17 protein-coding genes are annotated in these 17,919 nt (G+C 40.9%); 6 read left to right on the top strand and 11 right to left on the bottom strand.

The window, feature by feature from the left end; translation table 11 throughout:
• The first annotated feature begins 328 nt into the window (after positions 1 to 328).
• Positions 329 to 790 carry a universal stress protein gene (locus ACR63T_RS11375; RefSeq protein ID WP_305898881.1) on the top strand — a complete coding sequence of 154 codons (462 nt, stop codon included), beginning with the start codon at positions 329 to 331 and terminating at the stop codon, positions 788 to 790.
• A gap of 116 nt (positions 791 to 906) precedes the next feature.
• Positions 907 to 1,362, top strand: a complete 456-nt coding sequence (locus tag ACR63T_RS11380) for a universal stress protein (RefSeq protein WP_472784065.1) — start codon at positions 907 to 909, stop codon at positions 1,360 to 1,362.
• Positions 1,363 to 1,456: 94 nt separating this feature from the next.
• Here the strand turns inward: ACR63T_RS11380 and ACR63T_RS11385 are convergent, their stop codons facing one another.
• Complete coding sequence (locus ACR63T_RS11385) at positions 1,457 to 2,392, bottom strand: LysR substrate-binding domain-containing protein (protein ID WP_201570137.1); 936 nt, start codon at positions 2,390 to 2,392, stop codon at positions 1,457 to 1,459.
• 215 nt (positions 2,393 to 2,607) lie between these two features.
• Here ACR63T_RS11385 and ACR63T_RS11390 point away from each other — a divergent pair, with 215 nt between their 5' ends.
• Positions 2,608 to 3,690: a YeiH family protein gene (locus ACR63T_RS11390; protein WP_472784066.1), complete on the top strand. Its 1,083-nt coding sequence runs from the start codon at positions 2,608 to 2,610 to the stop codon at positions 3,688 to 3,690.
• 143 nt (positions 3,691 to 3,833) lie between these two features.
• Here ACR63T_RS11390 and cspE read toward each other — a convergent pair whose 3' ends face one another.
• On the bottom strand, positions 3,834 to 4,043 hold the full coding sequence (gene cspE, locus ACR63T_RS11395; protein WP_192524164.1) for a transcription antiterminator/RNA stability regulator CspE: 210 nt from the start codon (positions 4,041 to 4,043) through the stop codon (positions 3,834 to 3,836).
• A 242-nt stretch (positions 4,044 to 4,285) separates the two neighbouring features.
• A complete protein-coding gene (locus tag ACR63T_RS11400; RefSeq protein WP_305898884.1) occupies positions 4,286 to 4,708 on the bottom strand; it encodes a YbaN family protein in 423 nt (140 codons plus the stop codon).
• Between the two features lie 324 nt (positions 4,709 to 5,032).
• Here ACR63T_RS11400 and ACR63T_RS11405 point away from each other — a divergent pair, with 324 nt between their 5' ends.
• Positions 5,033 to 5,878: a hypothetical protein gene (locus ACR63T_RS11405; RefSeq protein WP_472784067.1), complete on the top strand. Its 846-nt coding sequence runs from the start codon at positions 5,033 to 5,035 to the stop codon at positions 5,876 to 5,878.
• A 112-nt stretch (positions 5,879 to 5,990) separates the two neighbouring features.
• On the opposite strand, the gene ACR63T_RS11410 is transcribed toward ACR63T_RS11405, so the two are convergent.
• The 3 genes from ACR63T_RS11410 to ACR63T_RS11420 form a co-directional block, all read right to left on the bottom strand.
• Complete coding sequence (locus tag ACR63T_RS11410; protein WP_472784068.1) at positions 5,991 to 6,371, bottom strand: hypothetical protein; 381 nt, start codon at positions 6,369 to 6,371, stop codon at positions 5,991 to 5,993.
• A gap of 365 nt (positions 6,372 to 6,736) precedes the next feature.
• Positions 6,737 to 7,204, bottom strand: a complete 468-nt coding sequence (locus ACR63T_RS11415) for a hypothetical protein (protein ID WP_472784069.1) — start codon at positions 7,202 to 7,204, stop codon at positions 6,737 to 6,739.
• A gap of 175 nt (positions 7,205 to 7,379) precedes the next feature.
• The gene (locus ACR63T_RS11420) at positions 7,380 to 7,850 is read right to left on the bottom strand and encodes a hypothetical protein (protein ID WP_472784070.1); all 471 of its coding nucleotides are present in this window, start codon (positions 7,848 to 7,850) and stop codon (positions 7,380 to 7,382) included.
• Between the two features lie 252 nt (positions 7,851 to 8,102).
• On the opposite strand from ACR63T_RS11420, the gene ACR63T_RS11425 reads away from it, so the two are divergent.
• Positions 8,103 to 9,233, top strand: coding sequence for a sterol desaturase family protein (locus tag ACR63T_RS11425; protein ID WP_472784071.1), 1,131 nt, complete (start codon positions 8,103 to 8,105; stop codon positions 9,231 to 9,233).
• Positions 9,234 to 9,249: 16 nt separating this feature from the next.
• Here ACR63T_RS11425 and ACR63T_RS11430 read toward each other — a convergent pair whose 3' ends face one another.
• The 3 genes from ACR63T_RS11430 to ACR63T_RS11440 all read right to left on the bottom strand — a co-directional run bounded on the left by ACR63T_RS11430 (position 9,250) and on the right by ACR63T_RS11440 (position 15,439).
• Entirely contained in the window at positions 9,250 to 10,557 is a 1,308-nt protein-coding gene (locus ACR63T_RS11430) for a VWA domain-containing protein (protein WP_472784072.1), read from the bottom strand.
• Positions 10,558 to 10,621: 64 nt separating this feature from the next.
• Positions 10,622 to 12,253, bottom strand: a complete 1,632-nt coding sequence (locus tag ACR63T_RS11435) for a P-loop ATPase, Sll1717 family (RefSeq protein WP_472784073.1) — start codon at positions 12,251 to 12,253, stop codon at positions 10,622 to 10,624.
• Positions 12,254 to 12,481: 228 nt separating this feature from the next.
• Complete coding sequence (locus ACR63T_RS11440; RefSeq protein WP_472784074.1) at positions 12,482 to 15,439, bottom strand: valine--tRNA ligase; 2,958 nt, start codon at positions 15,437 to 15,439, stop codon at positions 12,482 to 12,484.
• Positions 15,440 to 15,694: 255 nt separating this feature from the next.
• On the opposite strand from ACR63T_RS11440, the gene ACR63T_RS11445 reads away from it, so the two are divergent.
• On the top strand, positions 15,695 to 16,696 hold the full coding sequence (locus ACR63T_RS11445; RefSeq protein ID WP_472784075.1) for a formate/nitrite transporter family protein: 1,002 nt from the start codon (positions 15,695 to 15,697) through the stop codon (positions 16,694 to 16,696).
• A 237-nt stretch (positions 16,697 to 16,933) separates the two neighbouring features.
• On the opposite strand, the gene ACR63T_RS11450 is transcribed toward ACR63T_RS11445, so the two are convergent.
• Positions 16,934 to 17,401, bottom strand: a complete 468-nt coding sequence (locus ACR63T_RS11450; RefSeq protein WP_201570155.1) for a heavy metal-binding domain-containing protein — start codon at positions 17,399 to 17,401, stop codon at positions 16,934 to 16,936.
• Between the two features lie 38 nt (positions 17,402 to 17,439).
• Complete coding sequence (locus ACR63T_RS11455) at positions 17,440 to 17,895, bottom strand: YbjQ family protein (RefSeq protein ID WP_201570156.1); 456 nt, start codon at positions 17,893 to 17,895, stop codon at positions 17,440 to 17,442.
• Positions 17,896 to 17,919: the final 24 nt, after the last annotated feature.

Raw genomic sequence — 17,919 nt, forward strand, 5'->3', positions numbered from 1 at the left:
CTTTTTGCTCTTGTTAATTGAGTAAATAACGGCTCACAAAAATTATTATCAAGGTATTAGAATTGAATAGCATCTATAAATGTAATGATGAATTTGATAAAAGCATCACTAAATAGCATTTGCCTAACGCTGATAGATGGGGCTTGCTTATATAGAAGTCAAGGTGACTGGCTCAAGTTATACCCTCAAGAATAGTCAAAAGTATAGTTGAAAGTATAGTTGAAAAGGAGAATCCTTAAATACTTAACAAAGCATATCCGCAGTGCTATTATGGAGTTACCTGCTAAAAAACCTACTAAAAAATTGTATCGCAAATAAAGGTCAACTTATGAGTTATAAACATGTTTTATTGGTTACTGATTTATTATCCGATGCCGATATAGTCGCCCAAAAGGCCAAGTATGTCATTGCCAATCGTCCCGAAATTAAGCTGTCTATCCTGCATATCGTTGAAGATGATATGGTGCGCTTTGGTTATGAATTAGTCCCTGCTTCTAGTCTCTCAGGTGAAACCGATGGCGAGCATTGGCAACAGGCACGAGCCAAGCTGGCGCAGTTCCTAGAACGTAACCAGCTAAATGCGGTCAAGTCAGAGGTAACTGCTGCTATCTCGAATGATAAAGGTATTGTTAACTATTGCCATAAACAAGATGTTGACCTGCTCATTATTGGACGCCATGAACGTCGCGGAATCGCCGCTTGGCTAGTTGGTGCCACGGCGGATAATATCTTACCTAATGTGCCTTGCGATAGCTTAGTAGTTAAACTCGATATGCCAGTATCGGCATAACTAGGGCGTGTTGATTATGTTATTAACTAGGCAATACTACTTAAGACAGCAGGCCCTAGTAGTGATATTATAAAGGTAATATCTAATTTGAATAACTTAGAGCGAGGGTTGTAATTATGATTTATCAACATATCTTACTGGTGACCGATCTACTCTCTGACGCTGATATAGTGGCACAAAAGGCTAAGCATATCGTGGTCAATCGCCCCGGATCTAAGCTGTCGGTGCTGCATATTGTCAAAGATACTATGGTTGGCTTCGGCTATGAGCTGGTGCCTGCATCGAGTCTATATGATGAGATCGATGATGAGCGCTGTCAAGAAGCCCGCGCAAAGCTGGCTGAGTTTTTGCTGCGTAATGAGCTGACAGTGGTGAACTCTGAGGTGACAACGGCCATCTCCAATAGTGAAGGCATCGTTAATTATTGCGAAAAAAACGATGTTGATTTATTAGTCATCGGTCGTCATGAGCGTCACGGTATCGCCGCTTGGCTCAGTGGCGCAACGGCTGATAATATCTTACCAAATGTACCGTGTGATAGCTTAGTGGTTAGACTGGATAAACCTGTATAAAAGATAGCTAAAGTTACTTATGAATCAAAAATAGCGCTTTAGATTTATTTCTATAGCGCTATTTTATTGTGCAATTGCCTGTCTAGTAAACGACTTAACCCTCGCTAATAATATTAATAAAGCTCTGCCAAATCGGACTTTGATGACGAGCTTTATGCCAGACTAGCCACCATGTCCGTGCCAAGTCGATATTATCTACCTTTATTTGCACCAGCTTACCATCTGCCAGCTCCGGCTCTATGACATATTGAGACAGACAGCCAATGCCGATATCTGCACTGACCATATTCTTGATCGCCTCCGATTGCTGAATCGCCATGACTACCTCAACGTTTGGTAGATGTTGCAGCAGTTGCTCATCGATAATCTGCCGTGTACCTGAACCCGCTTCTCTCACTAACAAGGGTAGCTGTGCTAATTGATCAGTGTTTAGTCGGTAACAAGCTTCATTCGTATCATAATTAGCTAAATCCGTTAACCACTTGCTATCTCGCTTGGCAAACAATATCAAAGTATCAGTGCGCCAAGCTTGCTGCTCTATCACTTTACTATCAGCTGGACGCGGCATTCCCTCAACTAGCGCAAGATCTATATTAAGTTGTTCAACTTCGCTTACCACTTCCTGAGTATTGGCAATAGTCATCTCAATGTGAGCATTAGGTAGCTTCTCATATAGCTTTGCCAGCAATGGCGGTAGTACATAATTGCCAATAGTAGTACTGGCGCCAATATGAATCTGCCCTGCTTGATGCTTATGATAGTGCTCAAGCACTAAGGATTGTTCCAATATAGCTTGCGCTTGCACATAGACAGGCTGCGCATTTGCATGTGGATTGAGCCTGCGTCCTACCCGCTCAAACAATGGCATTTGCAACCGTGCTTCAAGTTCACTTAATGCATGACTTACCGCTGATTGTGATAAATGCAGCTGTAAGCTGGCGCTACTGGTGCTCCCTGTTTTATAAATACTCACAAATATGGCCAATTGTCTGAGGGTAATCTTTGGTAAGGTCTGCGCTAGAGTCTGCATGGTGTTCTCTATTCATTTATGATTGTAGGTGCATTTAGTTTTTTTAAGGTACGCGGGAGGCATCCTACGCCCATGTCAGTTTTAAAAAAATCTATCTAAAAAAACGATAGTTTATATCTTATTAATCTGTTTTTATTATAGATTAACTTTACTTATAATAGCTTTATTCACTTTAAATTCTTAAAAATAATAAATCTATTATAAGTAGAAAAGCCATGATCGCTTTTGCCCAAGCCATTAGTCACTATATTCCTAAGTATCGCCAGCTCATGGGACTTATGGTTGTACTAATTGGTAGCTTGTTTTGCTTATGGCTTAATACTAGCTTGGATATATGGAGTAACGGGCGCATCGTCGGCTTATCTTCACTAACCTTAGCTATCTTGATCGGTATGGTGTTAGGCAATACTATATATCCTAAATGCGCCGCGAAGCTAGCCGATGGCGTGTGTTTCGCTAAAGGACAAATACTGCGCTTGGCCATTATATTTTATGGCTTTAAATTGACGCTCACTGAAGTCGCTAGCGTCGGTATGCCAGCCGTTATGAGTGATGCGATAGTATTGACCTCGACCTTTTTATTAACCTACTGGATCGGCACTAAGTTGTTAAAAGTTGATAAAGAAACTACTTTGCTCATCGGTGCTGGCGCTAGTATCTGCGGGGCGGCTGCCGTTATCGCAGCTGAGCCTGTGGTCAAGGCAGAAGCGCATAAAGTGACTATCGCAGTGGCAACGGTCGTCGTATTTGGTACTATCGCAATGCTACTCTACCCTTTTCTTTATCATTTAGGCTGGCTACAAGTTTGGCTTAGTCCGCAAGATTACGGCGTCTATACGGGATCTACTATTCATGAGGTCGCGCAAGTGGTGGTCGCTGGTAATGCAATCAGCCTTGAGGTCGGTGATACGGCGGTCGTGACCAAAATGATTCGCGTAATGATGCTCGCGCCTTTTCTTTTGATACTCTCATTTGCTCTTACCAAAAGCGGTGGTAGTGACGGTGAAAAGCTATCGATCATGCACCGTGTTAAACAAGTCAAAGTGCCTTGGTTTGCTTTTATCTTTATCTTAATCGTACTGCTACACACTTGGTTACCGATGTCTAAGAGTTTTGAAAATACGCTGGTGAGATTGGACGATATCTTACTGACGATGGCGATGTTTGCGCTCGGCTTGACCACGCATCTAAGCGCTATCAAGCAAGCTGGTGCTAAGCCGCTTATCTTAGGCGCTATAATGTTTGGCTGGTTGATAATAGGTGGTGGCCTGATCAATGTGGGTATTAGCTTTATTTGATGAGCAAAGCCAAATCTGTTAAAACCCAAAAAAGCCTACACTATTGATATAGCGTAGGCTTTTTTGATCAACACCAAATCGTAGGCATAAAAAAACGAACCCTTAGGTTCGCTTTTCTTAACACTTTACTTTCTAATCAGAGATTAGATAGCAACGATGTTATGAGCTTGTGGACCTTTTTGACCTTGAGTTACAGTGAACTCAACTTCTTGGCCTTCAGCTAAAGTTTTGAAGCCTGAACCAGTGATTTCGCTGTAATGAGCAAAAACGTCTGCGCCGTTTTCTGGAGCGATGAAACCAAAGCCTTTAGCTTCGTTAAACCACTTAACAGTACCTTTTTGAGTATCTGACATAATTCTAATCCTAATTTAAATCTATTGATGGTCAATTGACCGATAATGCTTGCAAATAGCTACTGAACGGTAAATATTAAAACGAAGAATTATAACTAATACTACGTGGTAATGATTTGGTGCAGAACTGCTCTTAAGCTTGGGTGTATTATAATGCTGATAACCTACTATCGCAAGCCCTATCTGACATTTTGTGTAACAGGTTACAAATAAACGCTTTTTTGTACTAAAACCTTGTTTTATCAAGCATTTGGTAATCTAAACAGATAAATAGCCACCCCGGTACAAACTGCCGCCACGACCCAAGCCATCCAGGCTATCTGATCAGGCAGTTTATAAAACAACATAATAGTAGAAGCCGCCATCATGATAGTCGCTAAGAATTTAGCATAGCGCGGTACGGCATGATTGTTCTCCCAGTCACGAACGAACTTACCAAAGAATCGATGATTAATCAGCCAAAAATGAAAACGTCTAGAGCTACGCGCCCAGCAGCCCGCCGCTAATAGTATAAAGGGCGCCGTCGGCATGACGGGCAGCAGTACACCAACGATGCCAAGTACGAAGAATATCCAACCCATAATCAAAAACGTCCAGCGTACCGTAGGGTTAGCCGATTGGTTGGTTTTAGGACGATAATAAAAGGACTTTTTGTTGTCGGTCATGGAGGCGGTTTCAGAGATGATTGGATTTAAGAGGCTATTTATATAAGACAATGACTGAGTCATCAATCATGCAATAAAGTGCGAATCAGCACAAGATTAGATTTATAGTTTTATGTTATATCTTGAGTATTAACATCAGTTTAGAGGCGATAACCACTGCACAAAAATAATGCGTTTTTTGCCTAAATAATAGTAGGAGAATCATAAAAAATCATGCATAATTCGCCAGTTACTAAACTATTGTGCTGTGTGTAGTTCCTTATTAGTAGCCCTTACTCTACCTACTTTTACTTCTTAACTTCTATGTTGTTTACAAGGATATCTATGGTTACACGGTTCACTCATCCATCAGTCAAAGCACTTAGCCTACCCATAGCACTTGCTGCCATCACTATCTTTAGTGGCTGTGCGACTACGACTATGAAACCTGATACGCGCTCAGCATATGACAATACTCAGCAAACACTAAAAGCTCAGTCTGTTAATATCATTAGTGATGGCTGCCTGATTAGAGTAGAAGGTGGCAAAAATGACATTATGTACCAAAGATCTGATTTAGCTTCCCAAGCATTGGCACAGACGGTCAAAACCCGTTTGACTGAGAAAGGGGTTAAAATCAATAAGGTTTCCTCACCGTTCGTTTGTGGTTCTTTGACTAAAGATGAGTTAACGAAGATGGATATTTTAGTCACTCATGATGCAAAAGATCAATTAAATACAACTTATCCTTTGTTAAGCTCGACTAATGACTTTGATTCAGCAGTCAATCAAGCCTATCTGAATCTACACTCAGCTATACGAAGAACGAATAAAGTATCAGCTGGTGAGCCTAGTGCTTATAAAGACTTAGGTTTGGACATTACCAGCTTAAATACTATTAAAAAAAGCGAAGGCACCAATAAAATATTTTTAGTAACCGCTTCAGGTTCTCAGCCATCAATGGGCGCACGCATGGCAACAGGTGCGCTTACTGTAGCGGTCGCATTCGCTGGAGGATCTACTGGCTATATAGCACAAAAAGGACAGTATTATTCTGTTTACCTTATAAATCTTGAAACCAATCAAGTTGAGTGGGTCAAAGCAGGAGAAATTAAGGCTAACCTATTTAAAATGCCTGTCGATAGCAGCTATACTATACCGAAAATGCTTAATCCCTTATATGCTGAGTAATAGTATGCTAAGTAATGGTAGATTTAGTATTTAATAGCAAATAAAAACCGCTCAGAGTTTAGACTGTGAGCGGTTTTTATTTGCTATACAAGGTGTGTTATAGCGATATCCCTTAAACCAGTATCAAGGCGATGATTGGAAAGAATAGGAAATAGCCGAAGACGCACAAAATGGTGTGCATGGTCTTAATTTGCTCACCATTAATACGAGTTTTGACTAAGGTGTTGCCCAGTTTAAAGATAGATATGGTATAAAAATAAAACGCTAATATCAGCAGAACGGTACTAATGATCACTATGACAAAAGAGGATAGCGCACCAAAAAACGCCACGGTTCCAGGGAATAGGGTTTGACCTTTGAGAATAAGAAATAATAAAATTATCGCCACTCCTGAGGCAGAAGCATGGAAAAATACAATATCATGCAAGGTAGCATCTACTCTATAAAAACTGGTCTCGATATCGAGTCTGTCGTTTTTTAGTGCTTTTGACATAGAGCCACCAACTTCAAGTGATTTATGTCTTTTTATATTGGTTACGGTGATTAAGAAGATAAAGAATGTAAAGGCAACCCAGAGAAAAACGTAAAGATTTAGGCTCATAACTACCTCAGAATCCGTTGAGTGATGCTTTGAATATACCATTTATCTCAACAGCTTTATGTATGAATAAGACTAACGAGGGATCTTATGATGGATTACTTTGCCATACTGTGCTTACTTTGAGCTTACTTTGAGCTTACTAAGCATTAATCGTAAAGTATTAGATAGGTAGGCATAAAAAAACCGCTGTAGCGTGGAGCTATAGCGGTTTTAACGTTCTGTTAAATAGCGTTTATGAGGGCATGCCCTAATGTGCTCTATACTAATAAAAGCACAATAAGCACAAAGAGTAGGAAATAGGCAAATGCACCACCGATAGCGTATCTAGTCTTGATCGCTTTATCTCTGATCTGTAATCTAGTTAAAGTTGTCCCTAGTTTGATTATTGAAATACTAAAAAAGTAAAAAGCGAGTAACAGCAATACTATGCTAATCATAAAGATGACAACGGGAGATATCACCCCAAAAAAGGTAACTGTTTCTGGAAATAGTATCTTACCCTTAATGACTAAAACCAATAAAATCGTAGCCAAACCTGATGCAGAGGCATGAAAAAATATAATATCATGTGAGATAGCATCATTAATTCTATAAAAACTATTTTCTATTTTAAAATCAGTAGCACTAGCTTTTTCTGCGCTAACGCCTCTATTGACCATCGATCTATAAGCATTTATTTTACTTACGGCAATAAGGAAGGCAAGAAATGTCAGGGCAATCCACAATAAAGCATATATATTTAAGATGATGATTACTCCAAAGATAATAGAAAAATGAATTAAATATACTGTCTATGTTATTTGCTCTGTTTGGAGACCAAGTTCAATGCCTTAGCTTTACTTTAGGTGTACTTAGCCGTCACAAATACGAGCGTTTACCTATTATAAAAATCGCGCCCTATCAAGGACAGATAGGTGTCAAAGTTGGCATATATTTATAATTATAGTTCAAGCCATTAGGCAGCGCTTTTCTAATCTCAGGATTGGTAGGCTGTTGGTTTATACTCATAGAGTTTTTGGGGACAAAACTCGTTACACTTATCTCAGAAAACACAGGCTCACCTTCAGTCTGTAATCCTATGCCTGTACTACTAGGCACCATTTTGTAACTTTCAGCACCGATCTGTCTATAGCTACCATCAGCATTACACTTAAAACTATAGTTATTGGCAACGCCTGATCTAAAGTTAACGACTACTGCTTCATCACTAATCAAAGAAGTTGCAGCCCAATAGCCTTCATTAATCTGCTCAGGCAATACGTATTCATTATTCGCAGGGCTATTGGCTGTTTGACCCATAGTAGCGCAACCTGCAACTAGTAAAGAGCTACTAACGAATAGTGCTGCTGATATTTTGAAGGCATGACTCATAATGATTCCTTTTATCAATAAGGTGTAAGGGTGTAATAGCTAGTACAGTTATTCAGTATAGCTACTTAGCATAACTATTCCAATAGTCCGAGATAACGGCTGGTAGACAATAAGGGTGAGTTGTGAATCACACTATAGCTGCCTCAATTATGAAAATCCATAGTATTTATCTAATAATGTTCAGTAAATAAGATATTTATTTGAGTCAAACAATGCTAAATTAAACTCAAATTGCCTTAACGAATTGAACTTATGAGCAAACTACTCCGAAAGCACTTTGAAGACCGTGAAATAAAAAAAGGCTCAGGGCAAGTGTCTGCCTTCGTTGCGGTGTCTTTGGGCATACTTGCCACCCTTGGCGCTCTGTGTTTTTTATTCCCCAATCTGCTTACCACACCAGATTTTAGACCCTTATATGATGCCAATATTTTACGAGGCCTATTGTTTGCCAGTGTAGTTATTGGCTTTGTGTCGGGTGTTATTAGTCTACTACGCAATCCGTCTAAGCGCTGGGGCATGGCGGGTATGTTACTCAATGCCTTGGCAGCGCTGCTCGCGTCAGGACAGATCGAGCCCAATTACTATGAGCGTAGTCTATATGCAGGCTTGGATTATTTTGTTTTGACTCTAGTGATTTCCGCATTAGTGTTTATACCTATGGAGCGGTTTTATGCCAAATATAAAGAACAAAAGTTGTTGCGATCGGGCTGGGTAACAGATATTAAATACTTTTTGTTTAGCCATTTGGGTATCCAATTACTCAGTTTTTTTACTATCATTCCTGCACAGATTTTATTTAACCAATGGCTTAATCCTTCATGGCATCAGATAGTAAGTGGTCAGCCTTTAGTGCTGCAATTTATAGAGATTTTGATTGTAGTGGACTTTTTTAGTTACTGGATTCATCGCAGTATGCACAAAGTCCCGTCTCTGTGGCGCATCCATGCCGTGCATCATTCTTCGCATCACATGGACTGGCTGGCGGCAAGTCGGGTGCATGTATTTGAGCTGATTGTGAATCGTTTTGTCGGTTATATTCCCTTATTGTTTATGGGCTTCTCTCCAGCGGCAACTTATGCTTACTTGGTGTTTATCTCTTTTCACGCCATTTTTATTCATGCCAATGTACGTTTTCGTTTTCCGTATTTTCGCTGGGTGCTGGCAACGCCAGAGTTCCATCATTGGCATCATTCGTCAGAAAAAGAGGCATGGGACAAAAACTTTGCTGCGTTTTTGCCCATTTATGATGTGATATTTAAAACCGCTCATCTACCAGACCATTTACCAAAAAAATACGGTACGACAGCGAATACAAAAATACCAGAGGGCTTTGTGGCGCAGTTGGTATATCCGCTGCAAAATAAACAACGCAAAAAGAATTGATGCTATTAACATCTACTTACTTTGCTATCAATCCAATCTTACGAGCTTCTTTGAGCCAGCTTGGAAACTCTTCTAGCATATTTTCATATAAAGCTTCTTCGCTAACATCATCCAAATCGTCTAATTCAAAAAAGCTGCAATTATCAAGCAGTCGTCCAGTCATATCATCTAAGTCTTTTAATATGCCGTAACTGCGACCACCCAAACCAACGAATTGCCAGAATATAGGAAGCTTCGCCGCTTCAGTCATGATTTTAGTAATGCCACGCGTATCTCGCACCCCGCCATCACTGATGAATAAAATATAAACGGGAACGTTGAGTCCATCATTCTGATAAAAATCAGTAACCGCTTTCATCACCCCTGCCTCATTATTAGTACGTGCGCCCAGCTCCCATTTACGCCAGCCACCTTGTACGGTGTCAATAAAATCAGCGTAGTTGTTCAGCCCAACCTCACCTAAATAAGAACAATGCTCACCGAATGCCCAACAGTCTAGCGCTTGGTCGTCATCGAAACTGACTGCTAATGGCAATAGACGATTGACCACTTCTTGTACGCGACCTTCTTTATATTGTCGATTCATTGAGCCTGTGGCATCTAATACTAAAGCAACTTTAGCCGTTAATTGCTGTAACTGACGTTTTTCTAGTAAAATGGTAGCTTTTTTGGCGAGGTTAACGAGTTTCGGTGCTTTTTCTAGCATCACTTTTTCTAAGGGAATTTTTGAGGTATTTATTTTAGAGGGTTGCGGAGCTGGTGAAGCCGTAGTTTCATTTTTACCCTCTTCTACATCGCCACCAAAGTGCTGCACGATTGCCGCTAGTCCTCCATTAAAGCCTTGCGCCACATTGGCGACACGCCAAACTCCACTCTTACGATAAAGCTGCATCAGCATACTGGCTTGCTGCTGGGCAAAGTCTGCTGCTTGATATTCTGCCTGCGCTTTTTGTGATTGCTGCCAAATGCCAATCTCTAACGATTGAATTTGATTCAGCGGGGTGTCGGCTGATAACACAAAAAACAAGCTGTCTATATTCGTAGCCAGTTTGGATAGATTGACTTCAAACTCGGCTTGGATGCTGCTAGAGGACGTTGGCTGCGACTCGTAATGGGTGAGCTTGATTTGCCCGCAAGGTGAGGTTGGCTGATTATAAAATACCATGTAATCATCATTGATCAGTTCGCCCGCTGCGTCTAAGGCAAAGCAGCTGATATCCATCTCTATTGGGCTTTGGCGAGTGAACTTGAGCGTGATGGGTGCGGTATCGTCAATAGCAAGGTTGCTTAAAGGCGCGCGTTGTCCGACGGTAAGATGGTTCATGAAATACTCAATTATAGAAAATTATTTATACAAAACATTGTGTTAGTACACTAAGCGTGATTCTCTATTCTTTTATATGTAAAGCGTGATGAAACATCTTATGTACTTTAGCCCACTTTGCTTTTCTACAATCCATATTTGATTTGTATGAGACATCTTTAAATGACCAATCAAAACTGTCAGGATAATCCTCAGATAGCCCTATCAGGCCAGTTCTATAAAAACAACTAATAATCTCATTTCTAAAATCAGTTATATCACTACTATCTTGTTCCCAATACTGTTGTAAAGAAGAAGATATAGAATCTTTGATGTTGTTTTTTTCTAAGTCTTGGTATATTTTTATGATCGCTTCATCATTAATACGTTCTCTTAACTCATCAGCTGACATCTGCTCATTTGGTATATCTAAAAGTATAGGCACTAGGTATTCAAGTGAAGGGAAAATATCGTACCATTCTTCATATAAAGCTTTTAACCTATCACGCGAGTATTCCTTTTCTGCATTAACAATAGCACCCCAATCTACTGAAACCTTGTTTACTGAGTTAGATAAACAATAGTTCACCAACTGAAGAATATCTCTTGGGCGCAAGAAAGTTCGTTGTATTAAGTATGACCACGCATCTCCCTTCTTATTCTTTGCTGGAAATATATCTTCAAATACAACACTGTCCTTAGTATATTTATTTTGGTACAAAAACTGTATTCTCTTATCGACAATCTCTTTCAAATCATCCTCTTCCCATCGAAGTTTATAGATTAAAGATTGTAACTTATCTTCTTGAAAACCGTTAGATCTAGTCTTTTCTAAAGTTAACTGATATAGATCTACTCTTAATGAAACGATTATCTTTACATTATTGATATTTCTAAAATGTCTTATTTCTTCGATTAATGCTTTAATTAAATCATACTTAATATCTATGGATGCCCAATTTTCATCCATTTTATCGATAAGAAGAAAATAAGTATTTTTACTATCACTAAAGATGTAATCATTCATCAGCTTAATAACATTAGACAAGTCAGATATTTGAATACTATTAATTATTTTCTGTGCCCTGTTCTGAACTTCAATTTTCTTTTCCTCACTCAGCTCCTTCGCGCCTTCTAATGTAATATTGACTATTGGATTCTCGCTCTCAAACCCTGCTTTAATATCTGTAGTTAAGGTTCTAACTATTTCTTTGATATTTTCATCTGTTTCTATCCAATACTTATCTGACCACTTCTTTAGGTAATTAAAGGCTACTCTCTCTTGAGGCTTTTTGATTATATTTGCTAACTCATTTATGAAATTAGATAGTTTATTGTTACTGTTCCACTGCGGATATTTTAGCTTGATGAATTCTACAGTAATTATATGTCTCCATAAATATTTGTAAAATATCTCCAAATTAACTCCACTTTCACGTAAAAATTTTATTACATTAGAGTTATCAAGATAATTTAGAAAAATATCTTCTAAATCAATCAACTTTGAATTGTCTTTATCGACAATTTCATTGATATGCATTAAGGTAGCAGTTTTCCCTGCGCCAGTACGACCTAAAATTATAGCTTCACTTTGCATGCTGTCACAAAGAGTATCAACTAGCCCATTATCAATAAAACACTCCGTTAAGAATGAGGCATCATTTTCTGCATCAAGCTGACCTATTTTGGTATTAGGTCTAATTTTGATATTTTCCATGCAGACATCTCCAAAAAAGTTGAATCTAAAATTTAATTATTGATAAAAATTAAACGTTTATCGATATTTTTTAGTTAATATAAGAGCGCATAGTACAATGAGTTACAAGCAAATTTTCTAGTAACTAGTTATATCATAAAAAATAGAAAAATTAGACACTAATCGAGATAAAAAAACGCCATCACAATCGTGACAGCGTTTTTATTACTATAGATACTTACGCTTTAGTTACAACGCCTTTAACTGCTCCATCTGTGCCGTCATCGCCGTGAGCTGCCCTTCTAGCTCAGCCAGTTTCGCTTTTTCCGCATCGACCACTTCCGCTGGTGCTTTACTGACAAAGCTTTCATTACCTAGCTTACGCGCGATGCCCTCTAACTGACCTTTCAACTTATCATATGACTTACCCAAACGTGCAAGCTCAGCCGTTGGATCGATCAGACCTTTCATCGGTACGAGTACCCGTAGCTGACCGACCATACTTGATGATGACAATGGCACCTCATCGCCTTCTTTGACGATCTCTAAGCTCTCGACCTTGGCAAGCGCTTTAAACTGATTGGCGATACGCGATAGTCGCGCGTCTTCCTCACTAGAGATATTCTGTAGTAGCACTGGTAGGCGTACCGCGTTGCCCAGCTTCATCTCACCACGAATGTTACGCACGCTAGCGATTAGCTCCTGTAGCCACGCCATATCGGCTTCAACTTGCTCACTGATTTGTGCGTCATCAGTTTGTGGATAGTCAGCAATCACGATGCTGTCGGTGTTTTTGCGACCCAATAGAGGTGCCACCGTTTGCCAGATTTGCTCGGTCAGATACGGCATAATCGGATGAGTAAAGCGCAATGCGGTCTCTAGTACATGCAAGAGTACATAGCGGATTTGTGCTTTACGCTCATCCGATACCGAGTCATCATTTAAGCTGGCTTTGGCAAGCTCAACATACCAATCACAGTATTCATTCCAGATAAACTCATAAATATCATGGCTGACCATATCAAGGCGATACTGATTAAAGTGCTGATGAATATTTTTGATACTAGAGTTCAGACGACTCATGATCCACTTTTCAGGTAATTCCCAAACTTCCACGTTAGCCGTTTGGTCGATAGGCTTGGCACTACCCTCTTTATCGACACAATTCATTAATACAAAACGGCTGGCGTTCCAAATCTTATTACAGAAGTTGCGGTAGCCCTCGACACGCTTGAGATCAAAGTTAATATCACGACCCGTACTGGCTAGCGAGGTAAAAGTAAAGCGTAGCGCATCAGTACCATAAGCCGCGATACCTTCTGGGAACTCTTTACGGGTTTGCTTTTCAATTTTGGCCGCGTCTTTGGGGTTCATCATATTGCTAGTACGCTTATCTACTAGCGTCTCAAGATCAATACCGTCGATGATGTCGATAGGATCGAGGACGTTACCCTTGGACTTCGACATTTTTTGCCCGAAGCTATCACGCACTAACCCATGTACATAAACGGTCTTGAATGGCACTTGCGGGCTGCCATCATCGTTCTTCACAAAGTGCATGGTCATCATGATCATGCGCGCGACCCAAAAGAAGATAATGTCAAAACCTGTGACCAGTACGCTCGTCGGGTGGAAGGTCTCTAATACCTTTCTATCAGCGGACTCGTCGGCCCAACCCAAGGTGCTAAACGTCCAAAGCCCAGAGCTAAACCACGTATCAAGGACGTCATCGTCTTGGCGTAATTTTACATCATCAGCTAAGCTGTATTTGCTGCGCACTTCTGCCTCATCACGGGCGACGTAGATAGTGCCTTCCTCATCATACCAAGCAGGAATACGATGTCCCCACCACAGCTGACGGCTGATACACCAGTCCTGCAAGTCAGTCATCCATGCCATATACATGTTTTTGTATTGCGCAGGCACAAACTCAATATCGCCATTCTCTACCGCATCGATAGCAGGTTTGGCCAGTTTTTCAACCGCGACATACCACTGATCGGTCAACCACGGCTCGACGATGACGCCACTACGATCGCCGCGTGGGGCTTTGAGCGCGTAGTCTTCGATATCTTCTAACCAGTCTTGCGCTTTTGCTTGTTCAACGACTTGTTTGCGGGCAGCAAAACGCTCAACGCCAGCATAAGTCACGCCATTATGATCGCTTGGTGTGGCTTCAAGCTCAGGATCACGGGTTTGCAAGTCAGGATATACTTCCATATCTACCAAAATATTAGCATGTCCATCTAGCATATTAATCAATGGCAACTCATGACGGCGACCTAGATCGTAGTCATTAAAATCATGGGCTGGAGTTATTTTGACACAGCCTGTACCAAAATCGCTTTCGACATAATCATCAGCGACGATAGGTACGACTCGTCCAGTAATCGGCAAAGTAATGGTTTTGCCAATCAAGTGCGCATAACGCTCATCACTTGGATTGACCGCGACTGCCGTATCGCCAAGTAAGGTTTCAGGGCGTGTCGTCGCTACGACAAGATAGTTTTTGCCATCTTGGGTAGTGGTATCGCTATCGGTAAAGTGATAGCGGAAATGCCAAAGTGAGCCTTTTTCATCATGGTTCTCAACTTCTAAATCTGATAATGCCGTTTGAAACTTAGGATCCCAATTGACTAGACGCTTACCGCGATAAATTAAGCCATCATCGAACAGACGTACGAATACTTCTTTTACCGCGTTGGATAGGCCATCATCCATGGTAAAGCGCTCACGTGACCAATCGACTGAGCTACCTAAACGACGAATCTGCGTAGTAATATTATCGCCCGACTCCTCTTTCCACTCCCAAACCTTATTAATAAACTCTTCACGACCTAAATCATGACGCTTGATACCTTCGGCGTTGAGACGACGCTCAACGACCATTTGGGTGGCGATACCCGCGTGATCGGTGCCTGGCTGCCATAAAGTATTATCGCCATCCATGCGGTGGAAACGGGTCAACGCATCCATAATGGCATTGTTAAAGCCGTGTCCCATATGTAGCGAGCCTGTCACGTTTGGCGGTGGCAAGGCAATAGAGAACGATTCGTCTTTATCAAAGGTCGGCTGAAAATAGCCACTGTCTTCCCAGTTTTGATACATACCTGCTTCGACATCGCTGGGATTGTAGGCGTTCTCAAGTTGGCTTAGAGCGGCTTGGATAGAGTGAGTAAGGTTGGTTTTAGAATTAGGAATGGTCATAGTGAATACGTCTTTTATTGATAATGTTTATTAAAATGAATGTGGTAAATTTAGAGAAAATAAGTAATAGCGTGATTTTAACGCAGATAGCAGTATTTTGTTAGCGTTAAGGTGAATTAGACGTATAGCTCTTTAAAGAGTAGTAAACAATTAACAACATCAAACCGTTTATCCATCAACATCATATAAGCTGATTATAGTCTACAATAAATCTTTTTAATCCAAAGCTATAATCTGATAAACAGTGAGCTACTTGTGCCCAAAACCCCTAAGTCAACCAGCCCTGATTCTAGCAAAATGAGCAAAGATGATAACAGTAGTAAAACGGCTGCTACCGAAAACCTAGAAGATCACGATTTCTCCGAAACTATTAGTGAAGAAGACGTTGATACCATCAAAAAAGTCGCCAACGATGACAACCTAAGCAAGCCTAAAAGCTATGCTAGCATCTTAGTTGAGCAAGTCATTGATGCCAAAGAAACCTTTAATCGCTCTTTAGGCTCCTTGTTTACTAGCGCTTTTACTGCAGGGCTAGAGATTGGCTTTAGCTTATTTGTCATTCTATCCGCCTTTGCACTATTGAGCGAAGTAGTGCCCAGCCACTACGCGATGGTTTTATCCTCCCTGCTCTATCCATTGGGCTTTATCATCGTCGTCATCGGTCAGTCGTTGTTATTCACTGAGCAAACCTCATTGCTTAGCCTACCTGTACTCAATGGTATCGAGCCTTTGCACAAGCTATTACGACTTTGGGGCATTGTCATCGCAGGTAATATTGTCGGTGGCTGTCTGTTTGCTGCACTGATGATTGGCCTTGGTATTAACATGGATTTGTTTAGCGTGGCTGACATTGATGCTTACGCCCAGCACGTCTTAGACTTTAAGTGGTGGGTGATATTTGGTAGTTCAATTCTAGCAGGTTGGATGATGGGCGTGGCTGCGTGGCTAGTGACCTCTGCACGCGATACCATTAGTCGTATCGTGCTAGTCACTTTAATTACGGGAAGTATTGGGTTTTTAGGTTTGCACCACAGTATTGTCGGTAATATCGAGGTGTTTTCAGCCTTAATGTATGGTAATACGGTGAGCTTACCCAGCTATTTACTATTTTTAATCATAGTATTAGTCGGTAATACTATCGGCGGCGTGGTATTTGTCGCGATACTCAAAAACCGAACGTTTCTGTTTGATATTGCCAAAGTAAAAGAACAAGCTGAGGATGATAAAAAAGAGAGCATGAATTCACGAATGCGTTAATAATTTAATGAAATAATATTTAGTTTTCGTAGAGCTTTTGTAGGGTGCGCTTCGCGCACCGATATTCGATTATAACTTTGTAATCGGTGCGTGGAACGTACCCTACGCATACTAAGATAGCCATCAAATGAATCAAAAAAACAGTGATAGTTTAAAGAGAATATTTATAAGGAAGGTTGCTGCAAATAAAGAGGAGTTTCAACTAAAAGAGTTGTTCTGAGTAAGTAGAGTAAAGTTTTAGTGCTCAGTACTAACTACCGCCGTACCATAAGCAATGGCTTCAACCATACTGCCCAATTGATTGATATTACTGACCTCTAGGCGTAAGCCGTAGATATGGTTATAGCCTGCAGCTTGTGCTTGTATCCGCATACGCACAATAGCCTCACGACGGGCACGATCAAGTAGCGTCTCATAAGTCGTTAGGTTTTTGCCGAAGAGACTGAGCACACGGGCGATGATCATCTTGAAGTAATCCTGTGCAATGACCACGCTACCTAGTACCAGCTCGCCTTGAGTGTCAGGATTCATTTTGGGCTGATAAAAGCGCTCAGTCGATACGATAATATGGCGTAGCTCAAGCTCAGCTATCTTCAGGCGGGCTAAATGCTGACGCTCATGGCGCGCGCCAAAAAACCAGCCCACTACGAACAGTACTAGCAGTGGCGCATAGTTAAACAGCATTTGGGTAAAAGAGTTATTCATCACCGATCTCTTTTCTTAGGTCGCTTGTCATAGATAGCTTAGCCAAAAGGGTTAAAACGAGGCAGATCTTCAACAGCGGTGTCGGGTTGCTGCGGACTGGTTGAATTTGATGAATAGTGTCCAGATGAGTCATGTGGGCCGCTTGATGGCTGATAGCTAGGTTGCTGCTGCATAGGAACAGCCTTGACTGCCGTGCCATAGACAAACAATTCAGAAGCACCTTGAGCGATGCTAGAGGTCGAAAATCTTAAACCTACTACCGCGTCAGCGCCTAGCGCCTCGGCTTTGACGATCATACGATCTATCGCCTCTTGGCGCGACTCTTCTAATAGCTCAGTGTAAGCAGTCAACTCACCACCGACGATGTTTTTGAGACCCGCAAAAAGATCTTTGCCAACGTGTTTTGAGCGTACCGTACTACCATAAACCACATCTAAGCGCTCAGTAATCTGATAGTTCGGCAAATGCTCAAGATTGGAGAGTTGCACGGTCATAATAAGCCTTATTTTAAAACGATA

This window comes from Psychrobacter sp. M17(2026), assembly GCF_055699815.1.